Genomic DNA, 15,319 nt, shown 5'->3' on the forward strand with positions numbered 1-15,319 from the left:
AACAGCGTGAAGGAACCGATTCACGGCATCACTCCTGAAGCAGAATTTCGACTCGGCGGTTCTGATCGGCCTTCGGATCGGATGGTATTTTCGGATCCCGGTCGGCATGCCCCTCCACCCGCACGATCCTGTTCTCATCCAGACCGCCGCGCACGAGCATGTAGAGAGCCATCTGAGCGCGGGCATGCGACAAGCGCCAGTTATCATAATTGGCGGACTTGAATGGTCGGCTGTCCGTATGCCCACGGATCACGAGCTTGCCGGGGCGCGACTGCAGGATAGAGGCGATCTTGGCCATGGCCTGCACGACCTTGGCATGCGGCTCGGCCGAACCCACTGCGAACATGGAAAAATCGAAATCGTCCGTCAGGCTAATCACGGTGCCCGCGCCTGTCCTCCGCACCTCGATATGCGGCCGCGGTGACGCATCCTTTCCCGGCTGAACGGCATTCATGATCTCGTTCTTCAGCTCCGCCACTTTCCTGTCAGCTGCATCCTCCGTAGAGGTAGCGGAAGCTTCCGTCGCCGAAGCACTCTTCCCGTCCGGCGAATTCTTCTGATCCGAAGCCTTCTGCTCCATGGAAGCGGCAACGGCCCCGGATTTGACATCCTTCTGGTCGAGCGCAGGATTCTTCTTGGAAGCGGCCCAGGCGTCGACTTCCGCCTTGGTTGGCGCGGGGGTCGCCGTTCCAGGCTTGGGCGTGTTCACTTTCAGTTCGTCGATAGGGGCAACCTGCCAATAGAGCGGATCGAAAGGATCCCTGAAGGCTTCGCCGCTGTTCAGGCCGGGAGCATCGCTTTCGCCGGGAGTCACATCCGCGCCAAGCGTGTCATGGGGATTGGCCTCGATCTCATCCGCGATCTTTGCGAGCACGGCATAGGGATCCTGAAACAGCGCCCCTTCCTTGAAACGGGGCTTCTGCAGTTGTTGCGATTTTCCGCCGGTTCCCTGGCCGCTTCCCTTTTCCCTGCCGTCGTTCTTGTTATCGGTCTCACGCTCCGGAGGCACATTCTGCGGATCGTCCAGCCCCTTCTTGTTGGAGGTGGAGTTCGCAAGTTGGACAGGGTTGAAATAATTGGCAACGCCCACCTTGGTGTCCTCGTCGGACATACCGACAAGCCACATGATGAGGAAGAAGGCCATCATGGCCGTCATGAAATCGGCGTGAGCGATCTTCCAGGCGCCGCCTTTGACCGTAGTTTCCTCGTCTTCGCTTCGGCGGATGACGAGAATTTCCTGCTTGTCTGAACTCAGCATGATGGATCTGCCTTCAGAAGGTCCCGAAGCCGCTCGGACCAGGCACCGAATTGCGTCTGAATGGTTGTGTCGCCGGCAACAAGCGTCAGCTCAACATCATGGCTTGGGATAAACTCGATGATACCCTCGCGCGGAGCCATTCCAGCCTTCACCGCGCTCAGCAGGTCCTCCGGACCCGACACTTTCACGAGAGTCTCCGTCTCACCCGAGAGGATAGTTCCGAGATGCGCCTTGAACTCGGCGACCGCCCGTTGCTGGAGGGCCTCAGGAATGACCGATACCAGTATTCTGGCGGCTTTCTCAGACAGGATGGCCTCAAGATTTCCAAGTGCCGCGATCATTTGAGAAGAAAGCTGCTGCGCTTCCTGCTCAACCCAAAGCTCTCTTTGTACGGCCAGCTCTTCGCGATGCTTCTCCCGCTCGGCATTCAAGACCTCGTCGAGTTGCCGTCGAGCCTTCTCTCTTTCTTCGTTTCTTGCCCGGGTTTCGACGGACCGGATCAGTTCAGCCTGATGATCGACTGTAGGCTGGACAGGAGCAGATTCCGGCTCAGTATTCTGCCGCACCCGGCGCAGGATTCCGATCCCGAACCCTTCCGAAGGAACCGGACTGGAGAAGTCGCTGATAAGAGTGGCAATGCTTCCCGACATCACGCAGCCTCTTGACGAAGCCACTGTTTCAGAACCGCCGCCGCCTGCTCTTCACTGAGCTCGATGATCTGTTCCAGTTTGCGCTGCGGAGTACGTGGCATCTCGATCAACGGCTGGCCGGAATCATCCGGTAGAGCAGGCTGCTGTAGCAAGCTCTCTGTCTCCGCCGTTTCGAACTCCTTGCTGTCTTCCGCAGCAGCCAGAGCCACCATCTGCTCTCGTTGAATCTCCAGGTCGGCTTGATGGCGCGCAACCAGCATGCGCACGGCAGGACGCAGACCAAACCAGATCAGCATGGCGCAGAGGGCGAGAACGGTGAGGGCATTCACGACCGTTCCGAACTGCCGCATCAGGATCTCGGCCACGGAAGGACCAGGAACGGGCTGAAGCACGCTGCTATCGTCGACGAAGCTCACGGCCGCAACCTTGATCTGGTCGCCACGATTCTTGCTAAACCCTGCGGCCGACGACACAAGCTGCTCGATCTCTGCCACTTTCGCATCGATCTGGGCGGGCTCTGCCCCCTCACCGAGCAGAGATGCGATGCGAGACCTGTTCACCAGCACCGCGACCGAAAGGTTCTTGATCGAATAGCCATCGCTGATGGTTTGAACCGTCTTGGAGGAAATCTCGTAGTTCGTCAGCTCTTCACGGCGCTGGTTATCCTCGCTCGAGCTGTCACTTGTGTCGCCGCGGACGTCCTCCTCGGGAAGATTCTGCTGAACGGTCGTAGGCCGTTGGCCAGCCTTGTTCTGGGAAACCTCGGTTTCCTTCACAGTCCTGATTGAGCGCTCCACCTTGGATTCGGGATTGAAGATCGTTTCATTGGTGCTCACCTTGTCCGTATTCAGACGGGCGGCGACGCTGATCTCGAAGTTCCCGATGCCCAGGTAAGGCGCAAGAGTCCGCCGGATGCTGTCCTGAATTTCCAACCCAACGGTCTTTTCAAGGTTTGCCAGCTTGCCGGTGGACGCGTTCGCGGAATCGTCTCCAGACGCCAGAAGCGTTCCCTCGGTGTTCATGACCGTGACCTTGTCGACGGCCATTCCAGGAATGGCTGCGGCAACAAGATGGCGGATTGCCTGCGCCTGGGAATAATCGTCGGCGGGAGATGTCCGTATGACGACGGAAGCCGAGGGAGGCTGCTGCTCACGGCGGAAGGAGCCTCGATCCGGCAGAACGATATGGACGCGAGCAGCCTTGATGCCTTTCATGCCCTGAATGGTGCGGGAAAGCTCGCCTTCAAGCGCTCGCACCTTGGTGACTTCCTGCATGAACGACGTCAGGCCCAAGGACCCGAGATCGTTGAACAGCTCGTAGCCTGACTTGGTGCTGTGAGGCAGGCCTTTCTCAGCCAGCAGCATGCGGGCTTGAGCGGTATTGCCATAACTGACGAGCAAGGACGTGCCGTCGGAGCTGACATCGAAGGGAATGCCGGCATCCTTGAGCACCGTTCCCATGCGGCTGACGTCTTCCCGGTCAAGCCCCGTATAAAGGGTCTCCTGAGCCGGGCGGCTGAGGTAATAGGCGCCGATGCCCACGGTGAGGAACACCGCAAAGCCGATGGCAGCCAGAGCCGCCAATCGGCGTACTCCCAGCTGCATGAGGCTGGTCCACAATCTTTCGGCTTGCTGACGACCGGGCATTGAGAATCTCGACGATAAAGAGACGTACTGAGATTCTTTCTTGCGTCATCAACCTTGTGCGAGGATTGCTGCCCTGTCCTATGGCACCTAGAAATACGATCTTACGAGGCCGTTGACGAGGATGTTCCATCCGTCGATCAGAACGAAGAACAGGATCTTGAACGGAAGCGCAATCACCGTCGGCGGCATCATCATCATACCCATCGACATCACGAGCGTCGCAACAATCATGTCGATGACGAGGAACGGAAGCGCGATCAGGAAGCCGATCTCGAACCCTCTTCTCAGCTCGGAGATCATGAAGGCGGGAATGAGGATGCGCAGATCGATTTTCTCTCCTTCATTAGCCTTTGGATAGGTTTCGGAAGCCAGATCGACGAATGTCTGAAGGTCCTTGGGCCGAACATGGGAGAGCATGAACTCCCGGAAAGGGTCGGCTGTTCGATGAAAGGCTTCCGCCTCCGTGATCCTGTTCTCGGTCAAAGGCCGGACGCCTTCGTTCCAGGCCTTGTCGAAGGTCGGCCCCATGACGAAGAAGGTCATGAACAGGGACAGGCTGATCAGGAAGATGTTGGCGGGCGTGCTCTGCAACCCCAACCCGGAGCGAAGGAACGAAAATGCCACCACGAAGCGTGTGAAGCTCGTCACCATGATGAGCAGCCCCGGGGCCAGGGACAAGACCGTCAGCAAGACGACGATCTGGATCATCCGCCCGCTCGCCGCTCCATCGCCAGGCGGGAGAAGACTCTCGAGGCTCGGCACCTGCGCATATGCCCCCGCACCTGTCGTCAGCAGGGTAATAAGGCTCATGAAGAGAAGACGAATGCGCATGAAGGGATGCCTTGGAAGAGGTTCTCGGCTGAATTGGCTTTGAGAAATAAATGGTTCTGAAAATGTTTTCCGGTCACTGGACGACAAGAGTTTCAAGAACAAGTTCCTGAACCAAGCCGTTCGACCTGATCTTGACCCGCTCGTTGAGATCCTCCCTCACATGAAGGAGGCCGCTCGGGCCTTGAATTTGCGCCAATGTGACCGTTCGAAGATAGGCAAGAATATCCTGCCGGGCTTCGGCCACGAGGAGTTCAGGGTTGAACTCGATTCCGCCCTTGTAGACGAGAGATGCTTCGAGACGGATCCAGTCGGTTTCCGATCCGGCAAGATTAGTCACGACCGCAGCAAGTTTCCTGATCGTGATGTCCCCGGTATAGGCACTTGCCTCCACCGGCTTATGAGGCACGGCGCTGTATTTCTCCTCGATCCTCTTTTCGATATTCGACACGATGCTCAGCCCGAATCCACCTCCGATGAGAGCGGACAGGAGCGTCAGCAACCCGAGGGTCAGCAGCAGGGCTTTGGTTCCTTCCTTCGTCGCCTGACCTGATGGAGAGGGAAGCGCCAGATTTTCTGCCATATTCCTTGCCCGCCTTAGAACGGCGTCACAGCATCGAAGATCTGCTGCCCATAGGCGGGCTGCTGGACCTCCATGAGACGGCCGCGTCCACCGTAGGAAACACGCGCCTCAGCGATCTTGTCGTAGCCGATCGTATTTCGGGGAGAGATGTCACGAGGGCGGACGATGCCCGCTATATTCAACACGCGCACCTCATAATTCACCCGCACTTCCTGGGAACCGCTGATGATGACATTTCCGTTGGGCAAAACTTCCGTCACAATCGCCGCGACGGAGAGGCGCAGCTTCTCGGAGCGGTCGATTGTCCCCTGCCCCGTCGAAGAGGAAGAAGAATCCAGGCCGACATCGGCAGTGCCATCCGCCTGCCAGCCTTTGAAGGCGAAGCCATAGCCCAGACCCGCATCGATGGACGACGAGCGGGATCTGTCGCTCGCATTGTCGAACTGGGCCTTGTCGTCGATCTGAATGTTGACCGTCACGATGTCGCCAACCTGCCTTGCGCGGGGAGATGTAAACAAATCGGCGCTGGCGTTGCTCCAGGTTGAGTTGGGAGCTGTGCTCAGCGTGTTCTTGAAAACATGCGGGAGAGGTTCTCTCTCGACAGTGATGCCTGTTCCGACCGGCGTCATCATAGGTTCGCGCCCAAGATCCTCGGGGCGAGTTGCGCACGCAGCCAATAGGCAAAGGCTGGCAATGGAAACAACGAATTTCACTCTTTCCTCCCACTGCTCGCAACCCGTTTGGGAGCATCCGTGATGATATTGGCAAGTTGGGCGGCCCGCGCCGGCTCCATCTCGTTCAGAACCGCACTTGCAACCCGAGGGTTGAGTCTGGCGATGACCGCAGCCGCAATCTCATCTTCCATGTTGATGAGCTGAAGAGCCGCCGCATCCGGGCGCATGCGGGAATAGATTGCAACGATGGTATCGTCGGCTTTCTCAAGAACCTCATTGCGGCGGCGCAACCAGTCCTCATATTCGGCACGCTTCGCCTCGAGGATCTTGAGCCTTCCCTCGATTTCCTTCTCCATGCTGACGAGTTCCGCCTTCTGAAGAGCGTAGCGGGCGTCGGCTGCGGCATCGGCGATGTTGGCGCAGTAATTATTGCCTTTCGCTTCAGCCGGCTTTTCCTGCGAGAAAGCTGTTCCGGAGATGAACAGCGCCGCGAGCACGGCTGTTTGCGTCAGCGCAACCTTCATAGATTTCATCATTGGACCACGAGCTCCGCCTGAAGCGCCCCGGCCGTTTTAACCGCCTGAAGGATCGCGATGACGTCGGATGGCTTGAGCCCCATCTGATTCAGGCCCCTCACCAGGGTCTGAAGATCCGATCCCCTGACGATGGCCAGCGGAACTCTCTCTTCCGCGGCTGTGATCTGGGTTCTGGGAACGACAACCGTCTGCCCGAAAGACATCGGGTCTGGTTGCGAAACCTCAGGCATCTCAGTGACACGGATCGTCAGAGCACCATGGGTGATCGCAACGGTGGAGATCTGAACGTTCTTGCCGATGACGACTGTTCCGGTTCTCTGGTCAACGACGATCCGCGCCGGTGTGTCAGGCCTGATTTCCAGATCCCCCAGTTCGGCAATGAACCGTGTCGGCGCAATGTTTTTAGGCCGTGTCAGAACGACGGTGCGAAAATCCTTTGGAGCCGCCACGCGCGTGCCGTAACGCTGCTGAGCATATTGATTGATCGCGTCCGTCACGAGGGTTGCAGTCTTGTAATCCGGGTTCTTGAGCTCGAATGCAAGCGTTCCGACCGTATCGAACCCGCCTCGCACTTCCTTCTCGACCAATGCACCGTTTGCAATCCGCCCGGAGGTTGCCACGCCGGATGTCAATGTCTCTGCCTGTCCCTGCGCCGCAAATCCTGAGACCACAATCGCGCCTTGGGCGACGGCATAGACCTGTCCGTCGCCGCCCTGCAGGGCCGTTAGCATCAGTGTCCCGCCCTTGAGCGACGAGGCATCGCCCATCGACGTCACGGTCACATCGATCCGTGAGCCTGCGCCGACGAAAGGCGGAAGATCGGCCGTCACGATGACCGCCGCCACGTTTCGCGTACGCAAGTTGACGTCCCTGACGTTCACGCCCATCCGGTCCAGCATCGACTGCAAGGCCTGTTCGGTGAATTGGGAGTTGCGGAGCGTATCGCCCGTGCCCTGCAATCCCATCACAAGGCCGTAGCCGATCAGCTGGTTGTCGCGAACGCCCTGGACATTCGCCACATCCTTGATCCGCGTGGCGGCCATGGCATGGGACGCCATCAGCATCCCGAGGATGAACAATACAGCGCGGACCATCATTGGATGCCGATCCTGATTCTGCCGTCAGCCTGAACCCGTCCGGTAATGACCCGTCCGCTATCCACGTTCTTCACCTGAACCGTTTGGCCCATGGCACCCGATTGCATGGGAATCCCAACCCCAACGATGGACAGCCCGCCTTCTTCGAACAGGATCGCCGTCTGCTCGCCGCGCGTGACAAGTTTCGGGTCGTCGACGGCATTCATGGGAATGGGTTCGCCGGGCAGCAATGTGCGGCGCGCCGACTTTCCAACGAGAACGCGCGGCGACTCGACCACGGCGGTACGGTAGCGATAATTCGCGGGAAAGGTCCGATCCTTGAGCATGGACTCACCGATCAGATCACCGGGGTAGATCGTCACGGACGGAACCGGAAGCACACGCTCCTCGCCGAAAGCCGCTTGGGCTGCAACGGTGAACGCGGCGATAGCCATCGCGCAGGCAAGCAATGATTTCATGGAAACGCCTGACCTCAAATCACTCAGCGAATGCCTTTGGAGACGGTGCCGGCCATATCATCTGCCGCCTGGATGACCTTGGAGTTCATCTCGAATGCACGTTGGGCGGAAATGAGAGTGGTGATCTCCTTGATGGCATCCACGTTCGATGCTTCGAGGTAGCCCTGATGGATCTTGCCGTAACCCGGGTCCGAAGGGCGTCCCTCGTTGGGCGCGCCGGAAGCGAGCGTCTCGCGATAGTAATTGCCGCCGATCGGCTCCAAGCCGGCATCGTTCGCGAAATTCGCGAGCATGAGCTGACCGATGGGGCGAGGCACAACCTCGCCATCGATCTTTGCGAAGACCTCACCGGATTCGTTGACGGTGACGTCGATGGCTTCCGCGGGAACAACAATCGGTTGGGTGATGGCGTAACCGTCAAGGGTTACGAGACGTCCATTGGCGTCTTTGTTGAAGGCGCCTGCGCGCGTGTAAACCGTTTCGCCATTAGGTCCATCCACCTGGAACCAGCCGCGTCCGCTCACGGCAAGATCGAACTGGTTCGACGTATTGGTCAAAGCCCCCTGGCGGTGCAGGTTGCGAATGGCCGCGGCCCGAACACCGAGGCCCAGCATGGCCCCTTCAGGAACCGGGCTTGCGCCAGTCTGATTCGGCACGGCCTGAGCGCGCTCAGCCTGATAAAGCAGGTCGGTGAATTCGGCACGGGCGCCCTTGAACGCCGTCGTATTCACATTTGAAATGTTGTTGGCAATGACTTCGACATTGAGCTGCTGAGCATTCATGCCCGTTGCAGCAATCGCCAGCGCTCTCATGATCTTCTCCTTAGATCGCCATCCGCGAAATTTCTTGATAGGCGGCAACAACCTTGTCGCGAATTGCGATTGCCGTCTGAAGCGTCTGTTCTGCGGCCATGACAGCCTCAGCCACCTGTTGCACGGATGCCTTGCCTTGGATGCCGGAAATCGACGATGCCTCGCCGGCCTTCAAGGTGTCGATCGCCGATGAAGCGACCTGCGCCATCGTGTCGAGAAAGCTGACCTGAGCAACGCCGGCCGAGGATGCATTCGAGGGCAGCTTGATTGCAGCCGCAGGCGCGGACGCGACCGCAGACGGACGCTCGATCATCGATGAGATGGAGGATGCTGCGCTGATCATATCAGCCTCTCATAAGGTCAATCGTTGCGGAGATCATGGCGCGAGCCTGCTTCATCATCTGCAGGTTGGCCTGGTACGAGCGGTTGGCCTCGCGCATGTCGGCCATCTCGATCAGCATGTTGACGTTCGGCTTCTTCACCATGCCGTTTTCGTCTGCTGCAGGATTTCCGGGATCGTACTCTACCGGGAACGGCGTCTCGTCCTTTCCGATTTCCTTCACAGAAACCGAAGAGGCTCCCATGGCGCGGTCGAGTTCAGATTTGAAAGTGATCGTCTTTCGCGAGTAGGGATCGGAGCCTGGTGTGCGCCCGGTGGATTGAGCATTCGCGACGTTCTCGGAGATCACTCTCAAGCGCGCCGATTGAGCTTCGAGACCTGCGCTTGAAAGTTTCGCTGAGGCAATGAGAGGGTCGACCATCACGCTGTCCTCACGCTCGACATCAGCATGCGGTGGAATGCCTTGACCACGCTCGTATTCAAGGAGTGCTGGCGATCCACCTCACCGGCCTTGATCATCTCCTGCTCGACGCTGACGGAATTCCGCGAATGGACAGTATCCCAGGTATCCGTCTTCTTCACCTTCATCCCCTCAGGGCGAGATGCGTCGAAGCCGATATGCCCGTTGCTGGTGGCCGCCATGGCCAACTTCGTCTTGTCCAGAATATCGGAGAAGGGCTCGACGTCTTTCGCGCGGTACCCGGGCGTGTTTGCGTTGGCGATGTTTCCTGAGATCGTAGCCTGGCGTGCAGAAAGCCATTGCGATTGCCTGGACGCCAGATCGAAAAGGTAGACAGGTGATGTCACAGTGATCTCCAACCATCATGGTCGAAGATGCATTTACGCGTGTAACCTTGCATGGGGCTGACTTGGTCCTGGAGCAAAATCGCTTGGACCGCCTATCCGCAATGAGAGGATTATCTTTGAGGATGAAGTCAGTTCAGAGAGGCGCAGATTTTTTTATGTTATTACGTTATTTAAAATTAGCTCTGCCTCTCGATCTGGTTGATTTAATTTCGAGGAGACGTGCCTTGTGGCCTTCCGATCACAAGCGCAGAGTAAATTGCACGCACAACCGCCAATCGACATTTGGTAGCAGCTTGGCCATGCATTGGGGTCTTGAAGAAGCATGCCGAGAAAGCTACGAGCAAAAAATTGAGATTGTGATTGACCACATCAACTGTCAGACGGCTTGGGGGGCTATGACAGATGATCATATTCGCTTCGGCACTCACCTGAAAATAGCTGCCCTCTCCCCTGACAAAAAATTAGGAGAAAAAGCCCAATGTCGACTGGGGCGGTTGTTTATGTGGTGGATGACGATGTCGGAGTGCGCAAAGCGCTCTCCTTTCTGCTCGTGTCTGCCGGTTTAAATGTCCGTTTGTACGACTCCGCCACGTCTTTTCTGAAAGAGGTCAGAGATCCTGGCCGCTGTTGCATTGTAACAGATGTGCGCATGCCGGGAATCGATGGACTTGAATTCATTCGCCGCCTGAACGAGCGCGATCTCAACGTGCCTGTCATCGTCATGACAGGCCATGCCGATATTCCGCTTGCCGTTGAGGCCATGAAGGCCGGTGCTATCGACTTTCTGGAGAAGCCTTTTCGCGAAGACCGCTTTCTTGAAGTCGTTCGCTTCGCCCTCGTATGCGACGAGAAAAGTGTTCGCAGAAGTCAGGAATTGCTGAAGACGCAAGCCCGCTTGCAATCTCTCACGCAGCGCGAGCGTCAGGTTCTCGATTGCCTCGTTGCGGGCAAGGCCAATAAGGTCATTGCCCACGAGCTCAATATCAGCATCCGCACGGTCGAGATTCATCGCTCGAACGTCATGGCCAAGATGGAAGCCCGGAATCTGTCCGAGTTGATCCGCATGGCCCTCTTTGTCGAGGCGCCGGCCAGCTAGCGCTCGACACCAGATGGGCCAAGCATCGTATCCAGGACCATTCTTCACGTGATGGATTGCACCGCCTGATGGCCTCCGTAAAAACCCTGCTCCCGACCCAGACCGACAGCTCCGGCGAGAATCCGGGCACGACAGACCCATCCTATCTCGTTTCAAACAACAATCGCTGGTCACGCGTTGCGTTGAATTTCGAGAGCGTCGAGCATGACGCGTGGTGCGAACTCAGCTTTTACCTGGAATGGAATTCTCAAGAGGAGAATCTTTCCGCCCATGATTTTGCGGCAATCGGAGTGGACTTTCTGACGGAAGATGGCTCAAGCATCGACTTCGCATATGTTCCTGGCCTGACCAAAACTCAGATCGATCCTCACAGCTGGTATGTGAATGGCCCCGACTACCACGATCATGGACGTTGGGGGAGCAGGGTATCGCTTGGCTTCTTCATTCCCTCCCCTACCAAGAAGATTGCAGTCAACATCCGGAGCTGGCGCAACTCCCATCCATTCATCGTCCGTAACCCACGTCTGCTTCAGAGGCTTGCGGCCGAAGATGAGGCGAGCGACGAGAGCGCCGATCCGGCACGGGTATCCAACGCTCTGCGTCCCTTGAATGCTCGCCGCACATGGCGCTCTTTCAACGCTGAGCCGATCTGGATCAACTTCTCTGTGATTCCGGAACGGAGGCTTCTGATCCGTGGGCAGATCATCAATGAGAACCTTGGACCAGACGGTGCGATGGCTCGCATTGTCTATCGCAATGCCAAAGGAGCAGAACTTCCGCCTCCTTATCCGGAGACGTCGGCAGCGCCTTCCGTAGGATCCTTTATCGGCATTCCGGTTCATCGGCAGGCGCGGCGCTTCACTCTGGATCTCATCCCACCGCCTGAAGCCGCCAGTGTCGATGTCGGATTTCAAACCTGGCACGCCCAGACCGGAATGGAACTGGCTGGCCCTCTCGAAGTGTCGCTTGAAGATGATCTCACGCTGGAGGCGATCTCTGACGAGAACTCCCCTGATGCCGTGACATTCCTCAGACACCTGATGGCTCGGCTTGACCCGTCGCAGTCCCCGAACGAGCCGGCATCTTTCTCAACTCAGGTGAGAAAGATGATCGATCCGAAAGCATTGGCCTCCCCGCAGACCGTCCAGGCTAAACTGAAGGCTATGCAGCGTGGCGGAACGACTGAGTTTTCGGGAGGCATGCTGACTCTTGGCAGCTTTCCGGAATGGTCGTTGCTGGAGCAGCCCGCATGGATGGAAGACCCCTTTCTGTCCCCAGCATGGAGACTGGAGTTTCAGTCGTTATCCTGGATTGAAAGCCTTCTCGAAGAAGACAAGGCCGACAATCTCAATCAAGCCATCGCGCTGGCAGTCTCCTGGTCGCTTGCCAATGCTTGGGGATCTCAGAAAGACCCGATCAGCGCACATCCTCGAGCGCTGTCCGCACGAGCCGAGATGTTTCTTTGTCTCCTATGCCGCAGCGCCCTGTCCCAGAAGACTGTAAAATCCCGCGAGTTCCTCACTCTTTTTTCTGAGACAGTGCGGCATGCTTTTGCCCTTGCGGAGATTCTTGGCCAGAATATTTTCGCACATTCCGTTGTGCATTTGCACGCAGCCTGCGCTCTGCTTGCCTTGGCCAGATGCCTGCCGCGCATCTCTCTCGCGCCTTACTGGGAATCTCTTGCTCTGTTTCATCTGAAAGATGGTTTCGACCGTTTTCTTGACGAGAACGGCACATTCATCGAGCAATCCCCACACGTCCAGTTGGAAGTCATCTCCCTGGGCCTCGTTCTCGCCCGTCAACTTGAAGGCCGGGCAAAGACGGCGGAGCTGCATCGCAACTTGACCGAACGCATCAGGATAAGCCTGCGGCCGCTGGTGGCTGTCACCGACCCATCAGGTTATCTTCCTCCTTTCGGAGATTCTCCTCACGGCATTCATCATGCCGCTTGGTTGCGGCGGCTTCTGTCCGATTATGGCGCGGGCCTGCTATCGGATCCTGAGCTCGCCTCCGAACTGTCATACCCTCCGGGCAAGAAAGTTTTCTCCTCTGAGAAGGCGGGCCTCATCGCAGTCCGCCGATATGACCGAAACGCTCATTGGAGTTACTTCTGCTCGTCACTGAGTGGCCGGCACCATGAACATGGTCACTTCGATTGCGCATCTTTTCTTTACTCGACCGGCGGCGCACCCTGGGTCATCGATCCCAGAGGCTCAAAGCTCCATGATGCCGGCGTGGGACGTCAGTATCTCGTATCATCGAGAGCCCACAATATCGCCCTTCCCGACGGCCGGGATCAGCTCGCGGGGATTGGGTGGATCGAGTCACAGGAAGAGCTGGAAGGCGCAACCCTATTCGTGCTCGGCAGCAATGCGTATGGGCCGGAATATGCGCACCGCCGCATCTTCGTCACCTTGGAAGGCCTGGATGCCATCGCAGTGCTCGACCATTTTGTGTCCCAGCCCAGGCCTATTGCTTTCGAAGGATTTCTTCACTTCGATACGAACATCATCGTCGCCATTGCTGCGACACAAATGGGCGTCGCCTACCGCAAGAACGAGAAGCTCAAGGTCACGCCCTATGCAGTGAAAGGGCAGTTCAATGGAATGAGCATCGAGAATGGACGAAATGACCGCCCATCATTACTCCAAGGGTTCGTTGCCCGCGCGGCCGGCGGCCTGCAGCCTGCCAACGTCCTTAGCTACCGATTTTCCGGTCACGAGGCCGTCTGCGGCGGTGTCATGCTGTCCGTCAACGACAAAGCAGCCCGCTCACTCTCACGGCTGTTAGACAAATTGAACGTTCTGCACACCGTCAGCCGCCTGACTACCTAAGCACCGGCGGATCAAGCAGGAATGGACGCTTCTGGAGAGCATCCATTCCAACCGTAGTTACCCGAACAGGGCATCAATAGCGTCTTGAGACGTGATGCCTTTGTCTGTCGTCAAAGCGGGACCGTTCAGAAGCGCTTCATCACCATCGCGAACCGGCTCCAAGGTTTCAACATCCTTGAAGCTCTCGAGGCCGCCCCAGATCTGGATCATCTCGTGAACACGCTCTTCCACGAACTTCATCGCATTCACGACCTTGCTGATACGCTGCCCGGTAATGTCCTGAAAATTGCAGGCCTCGAAAATGCTGATCACCTGATCGGAGATCTCACGAGCGAATTCCTGATCTCCTCCCGAGAGGCGGGACGCCAGATTGCCGGACAGCTCATCGATCCGTTCGGCCGCGGCGAGGATCGAATTGGTCGCCGTTTCCGTACCCATGACGATGGCCCCGAGTTCGTCCGTAACCCGGTTGATTTCCTGCCCCTGAGATCCGGCATAGCGGAGTGTTGCAATCTCCCGCTTGGTGCGCTCGATCGCCTCATAGATCGAGTCCAGTTCGACCTTAAGACGCATCGCCTCCTGCATGTCCTTCCGGTGCTCTTCGAGGAACGAAGCCGAAAGCTCCTTGGCTGGAACAATAGCCTCCTTGATCGATCCGAGCATGTTCATGATCTCGGTATGGCGCTCAAGCATATCCTCGTTAGCCGGAGGTGATGCCAGGTGAGCTTCGATGCGATAGCTCTTACGTGGGTTCATGGCTCACACCAAACTTGTCGTTATGCGCTGAAGACAGCGCTAATCTTCGAACGAAGCGTCTCGGCATTGAACGGCTTCACAATGTAGTTGTTTACACCGGCTTTTTTCGCAGCGACGACGTTCTCCGTCTTCGCTTCTGCCGTCACCATAATAAAGGGCAGAGATCCCAAATCGGCATCGGCGCGGACCTGCTGAAGCAGCTCATACCCAGTCATCGGCGCCATATTCCAATCGGAAATCACCAGACCGTATTTCTTGGCCCTGAGCTTCTCCAAGGCAGCCTGTCCATCCGAGGCGTCGTCGACATCGTTGAAACCGATCTGCTTGAGAAGGTTGCGGAGGATCCGAACCATGGTCTGATAGTCGTCGACCACAAGGACGGGAGTTGAAAGGTCTAAACTCACGGTAGCATATCCTATCTAGTTACATGAACGAGAAGTTTGAACAACGATGGCTAAGCGGCCTCACGCTCCGAGCCGAAAGCAAGAACGGCATCCACGTCGAGAACGATCATCAGCTGACCTTGAAGCTGGTGTACTCCTTGAGACAGGCTCACCCAACGTCGATCCATATGAACGGGGTTCGGCTGCATCTCGTCGGAATTGAGCTTGAGAACCTCGCCAACCTCATCGACGAGCAGGCCATATGCCTCACCCTGGTACTCAAGCCCTACGGCCATCCGCCGCCCTGTCTTGCTGTTATCCTGCAAGCTAAGCCGACTGCGCAGTGAAACGGCCGTCACCACACGACCTCGGAGATTGAGCAAGCCCGCAATTTCCATCTGCGCCAGCGGAACCTTCGTCATCTCGTTGACGACGAAGACATCATGAACACGGCCGATCGGCATTCCAAGCAACTGGCCTGCCACGGTCACCGTGATGAACTCCGTCTCCCTTGAGAAAGTCTTGGGTGCGTCGAAGGCAATCGTATCCATGGCTTTCATG

General features: G+C 57.3%; 19 protein-coding genes. 3 read left to right on the forward strand and 16 right to left on the reverse strand.

Annotated elements, in window-relative coordinates:
* Nucleotides 1-28: 28 nt before the first annotated feature.
* The 13 genes from MHY87_RS03890 to flgB all read right to left on the reverse strand — a co-directional run bounded on the left by MHY87_RS03890 (nt 29) and on the right by flgB (nt 9,689).
* The gene (locus tag MHY87_RS03890; protein WP_239349539.1) at nt 29-1,258 is read right to left on the reverse strand and encodes a MotB family protein; all 1,230 of its coding nucleotides are present in this window, start codon (nt 1,256-1,258) and stop codon (nt 29-31) included.
* Nucleotides 1,252-1,908, reverse strand: coding sequence for a hypothetical protein (locus tag MHY87_RS03895; RefSeq protein ID WP_239349541.1), 657 nt, complete (start codon nt 1,906-1,908; stop codon nt 1,252-1,254). Before MHY87_RS03895 ends, MHY87_RS03890 begins: the two co-directional genes overlap by 7 nt.
* Nucleotides 1,908-3,554, reverse strand: coding sequence for a flagellar basal-body MS-ring/collar protein FliF (fliF, locus tag MHY87_RS03900; protein ID WP_239349543.1), 1,647 nt, complete (start codon nt 3,552-3,554; stop codon nt 1,908-1,910). The genes MHY87_RS03895 and fliF overlap by 1 nt, the downstream gene beginning before the upstream one ends.
* 87 nt (nt 3,555-3,641) lie before the next feature.
* Nucleotides 3,642-4,385 carry a flagellar type III secretion system pore protein FliP gene (gene fliP / locus MHY87_RS03905; protein ID WP_370644824.1) on the reverse strand — a complete coding sequence of 248 codons (744 nt, stop codon included), beginning with the start codon at nt 4,383-4,385 and terminating at the stop codon, nt 3,642-3,644.
* A gap of 73 nt (nt 4,386-4,458) precedes the next feature.
* Nucleotides 4,459-4,965, reverse strand: coding sequence for a flagellar basal body-associated FliL family protein (locus tag MHY87_RS03910; RefSeq protein ID WP_239349545.1), 507 nt, complete (start codon nt 4,963-4,965; stop codon nt 4,459-4,461).
* A 14-nt stretch (nt 4,966-4,979) separates the two neighbouring features.
* Nucleotides 4,980-5,678, reverse strand: coding sequence for a flagellar basal body L-ring protein FlgH (gene flgH / locus MHY87_RS03915; RefSeq protein ID WP_239349547.1), 699 nt, complete (start codon nt 5,676-5,678; stop codon nt 4,980-4,982).
* Complete coding sequence (locus tag MHY87_RS03920; RefSeq protein ID WP_239349549.1) at nt 5,675-6,175, reverse strand: MotE family protein; 501 nt, start codon at nt 6,173-6,175, stop codon at nt 5,675-5,677. The genes flgH and MHY87_RS03920 overlap by 4 nt, the downstream gene beginning before the upstream one ends.
* Nucleotides 6,172-7,272 (reverse strand): flagellar basal body P-ring protein FlgI, encoded by a 1,101-nt coding sequence (gene flgI / locus MHY87_RS03925; RefSeq protein WP_370644825.1) that lies wholly within the window; start codon nt 7,270-7,272, stop codon nt 6,172-6,174. The genes MHY87_RS03920 and flgI overlap by 4 nt, the downstream gene beginning before the upstream one ends.
* Nucleotides 7,269-7,730: a flagellar basal body P-ring formation chaperone FlgA gene (gene flgA, locus MHY87_RS03930; RefSeq protein ID WP_239349551.1), complete on the reverse strand. Its 462-nt coding sequence runs from the start codon at nt 7,728-7,730 to the stop codon at nt 7,269-7,271. The genes flgI and flgA overlap by 4 nt, the downstream gene beginning before the upstream one ends.
* A 23-nt stretch (nt 7,731-7,753) precedes the next feature.
* A complete protein-coding gene (gene flgG / locus MHY87_RS03935; protein WP_239349553.1) occupies nt 7,754-8,542 on the reverse strand; it encodes a flagellar basal-body rod protein FlgG in 789 nt (262 codons plus the stop codon).
* Nucleotides 8,543-8,552: 10 nt separating this feature from the next.
* The gene (locus tag MHY87_RS03940) at nt 8,553-8,885 is read right to left on the reverse strand and encodes a flagellar hook-basal body complex protein FliE (RefSeq protein ID WP_239349555.1); all 333 of its coding nucleotides are present in this window, start codon (nt 8,883-8,885) and stop codon (nt 8,553-8,555) included.
* A 1-nt stretch (nt 8,886) separates the two neighbouring features.
* Nucleotides 8,887-9,303 carry a flagellar basal body rod protein FlgC gene (gene flgC / locus MHY87_RS03945; protein ID WP_239349557.1) on the reverse strand — a complete coding sequence of 139 codons (417 nt, stop codon included), beginning with the start codon at nt 9,301-9,303 and terminating at the stop codon, nt 8,887-8,889.
* Entirely contained in the window at nt 9,303-9,689 is a 387-nt protein-coding gene (flgB, locus tag MHY87_RS03950) for a flagellar basal body rod protein FlgB (RefSeq protein WP_239349559.1), read from the reverse strand. Before flgB ends, flgC begins: the two co-directional genes overlap by 1 nt.
* A 122-nt stretch (nt 9,690-9,811) precedes the next feature.
* Here flgB and MHY87_RS03955 point away from each other — a divergent pair, with 122 nt between their 5' ends.
* The 3 genes from MHY87_RS03955 (at nt 9,812) to MHY87_RS03965 (ending at nt 13,619) form a co-directional block, all read left to right on the forward strand.
* Nucleotides 9,812-10,255, forward strand: a complete 444-nt coding sequence (locus MHY87_RS03955) for a hypothetical protein (protein WP_239349769.1) — start codon at nt 9,812-9,814, stop codon at nt 10,253-10,255.
* The gene (gene fixJ, locus MHY87_RS03960; protein WP_239349561.1) at nt 10,168-10,785 is read left to right on the forward strand and encodes a response regulator FixJ; all 618 of its coding nucleotides are present in this window, start codon (nt 10,168-10,170) and stop codon (nt 10,783-10,785) included. The genes MHY87_RS03955 and fixJ overlap by 88 nt, the downstream gene beginning before the upstream one ends.
* Nucleotides 10,786-10,853: 68 nt before the next feature.
* The gene (locus tag MHY87_RS03965; RefSeq protein WP_239349563.1) at nt 10,854-13,619 is read left to right on the forward strand and encodes a heparinase II/III family protein; all 2,766 of its coding nucleotides are present in this window, start codon (nt 10,854-10,856) and stop codon (nt 13,617-13,619) included.
* 57 nt (nt 13,620-13,676) lie between these two features.
* Here MHY87_RS03965 and MHY87_RS03970 read toward each other — a convergent pair whose 3' ends face one another.
* Genes MHY87_RS03970 through MHY87_RS03980 form a run of 3 tightly spaced genes read right to left on the reverse strand, consistent with a single transcriptional unit; the run spans nt 13,677 to nt 15,318 of the window.
* Entirely contained in the window at nt 13,677-14,375 is a 699-nt protein-coding gene (locus MHY87_RS03970; RefSeq protein ID WP_239349565.1) for a protein phosphatase CheZ, read from the reverse strand.
* A gap of 20 nt (nt 14,376-14,395) precedes the next feature.
* Nucleotides 14,396-14,779, reverse strand: a complete 384-nt coding sequence (locus MHY87_RS03975) for a response regulator (RefSeq protein WP_239349567.1) — start codon at nt 14,777-14,779, stop codon at nt 14,396-14,398.
* Nucleotides 14,780-14,829: 50 nt separating this feature from the next.
* The gene (locus tag MHY87_RS03980) at nt 14,830-15,318 is read right to left on the reverse strand and encodes a chemotaxis protein CheW (protein ID WP_239349761.1); all 489 of its coding nucleotides are present in this window, start codon (nt 15,316-15,318) and stop codon (nt 14,830-14,832) included.
* Between the last annotated feature and the right edge of the window lies 1 nt (nt 15,319).

Source organism: Microvirga sp. ACRRW (assembly GCF_022346925.1).
GTDB lineage: Bacteria > Pseudomonadota > Alphaproteobacteria > Rhizobiales > Beijerinckiaceae > Microvirga.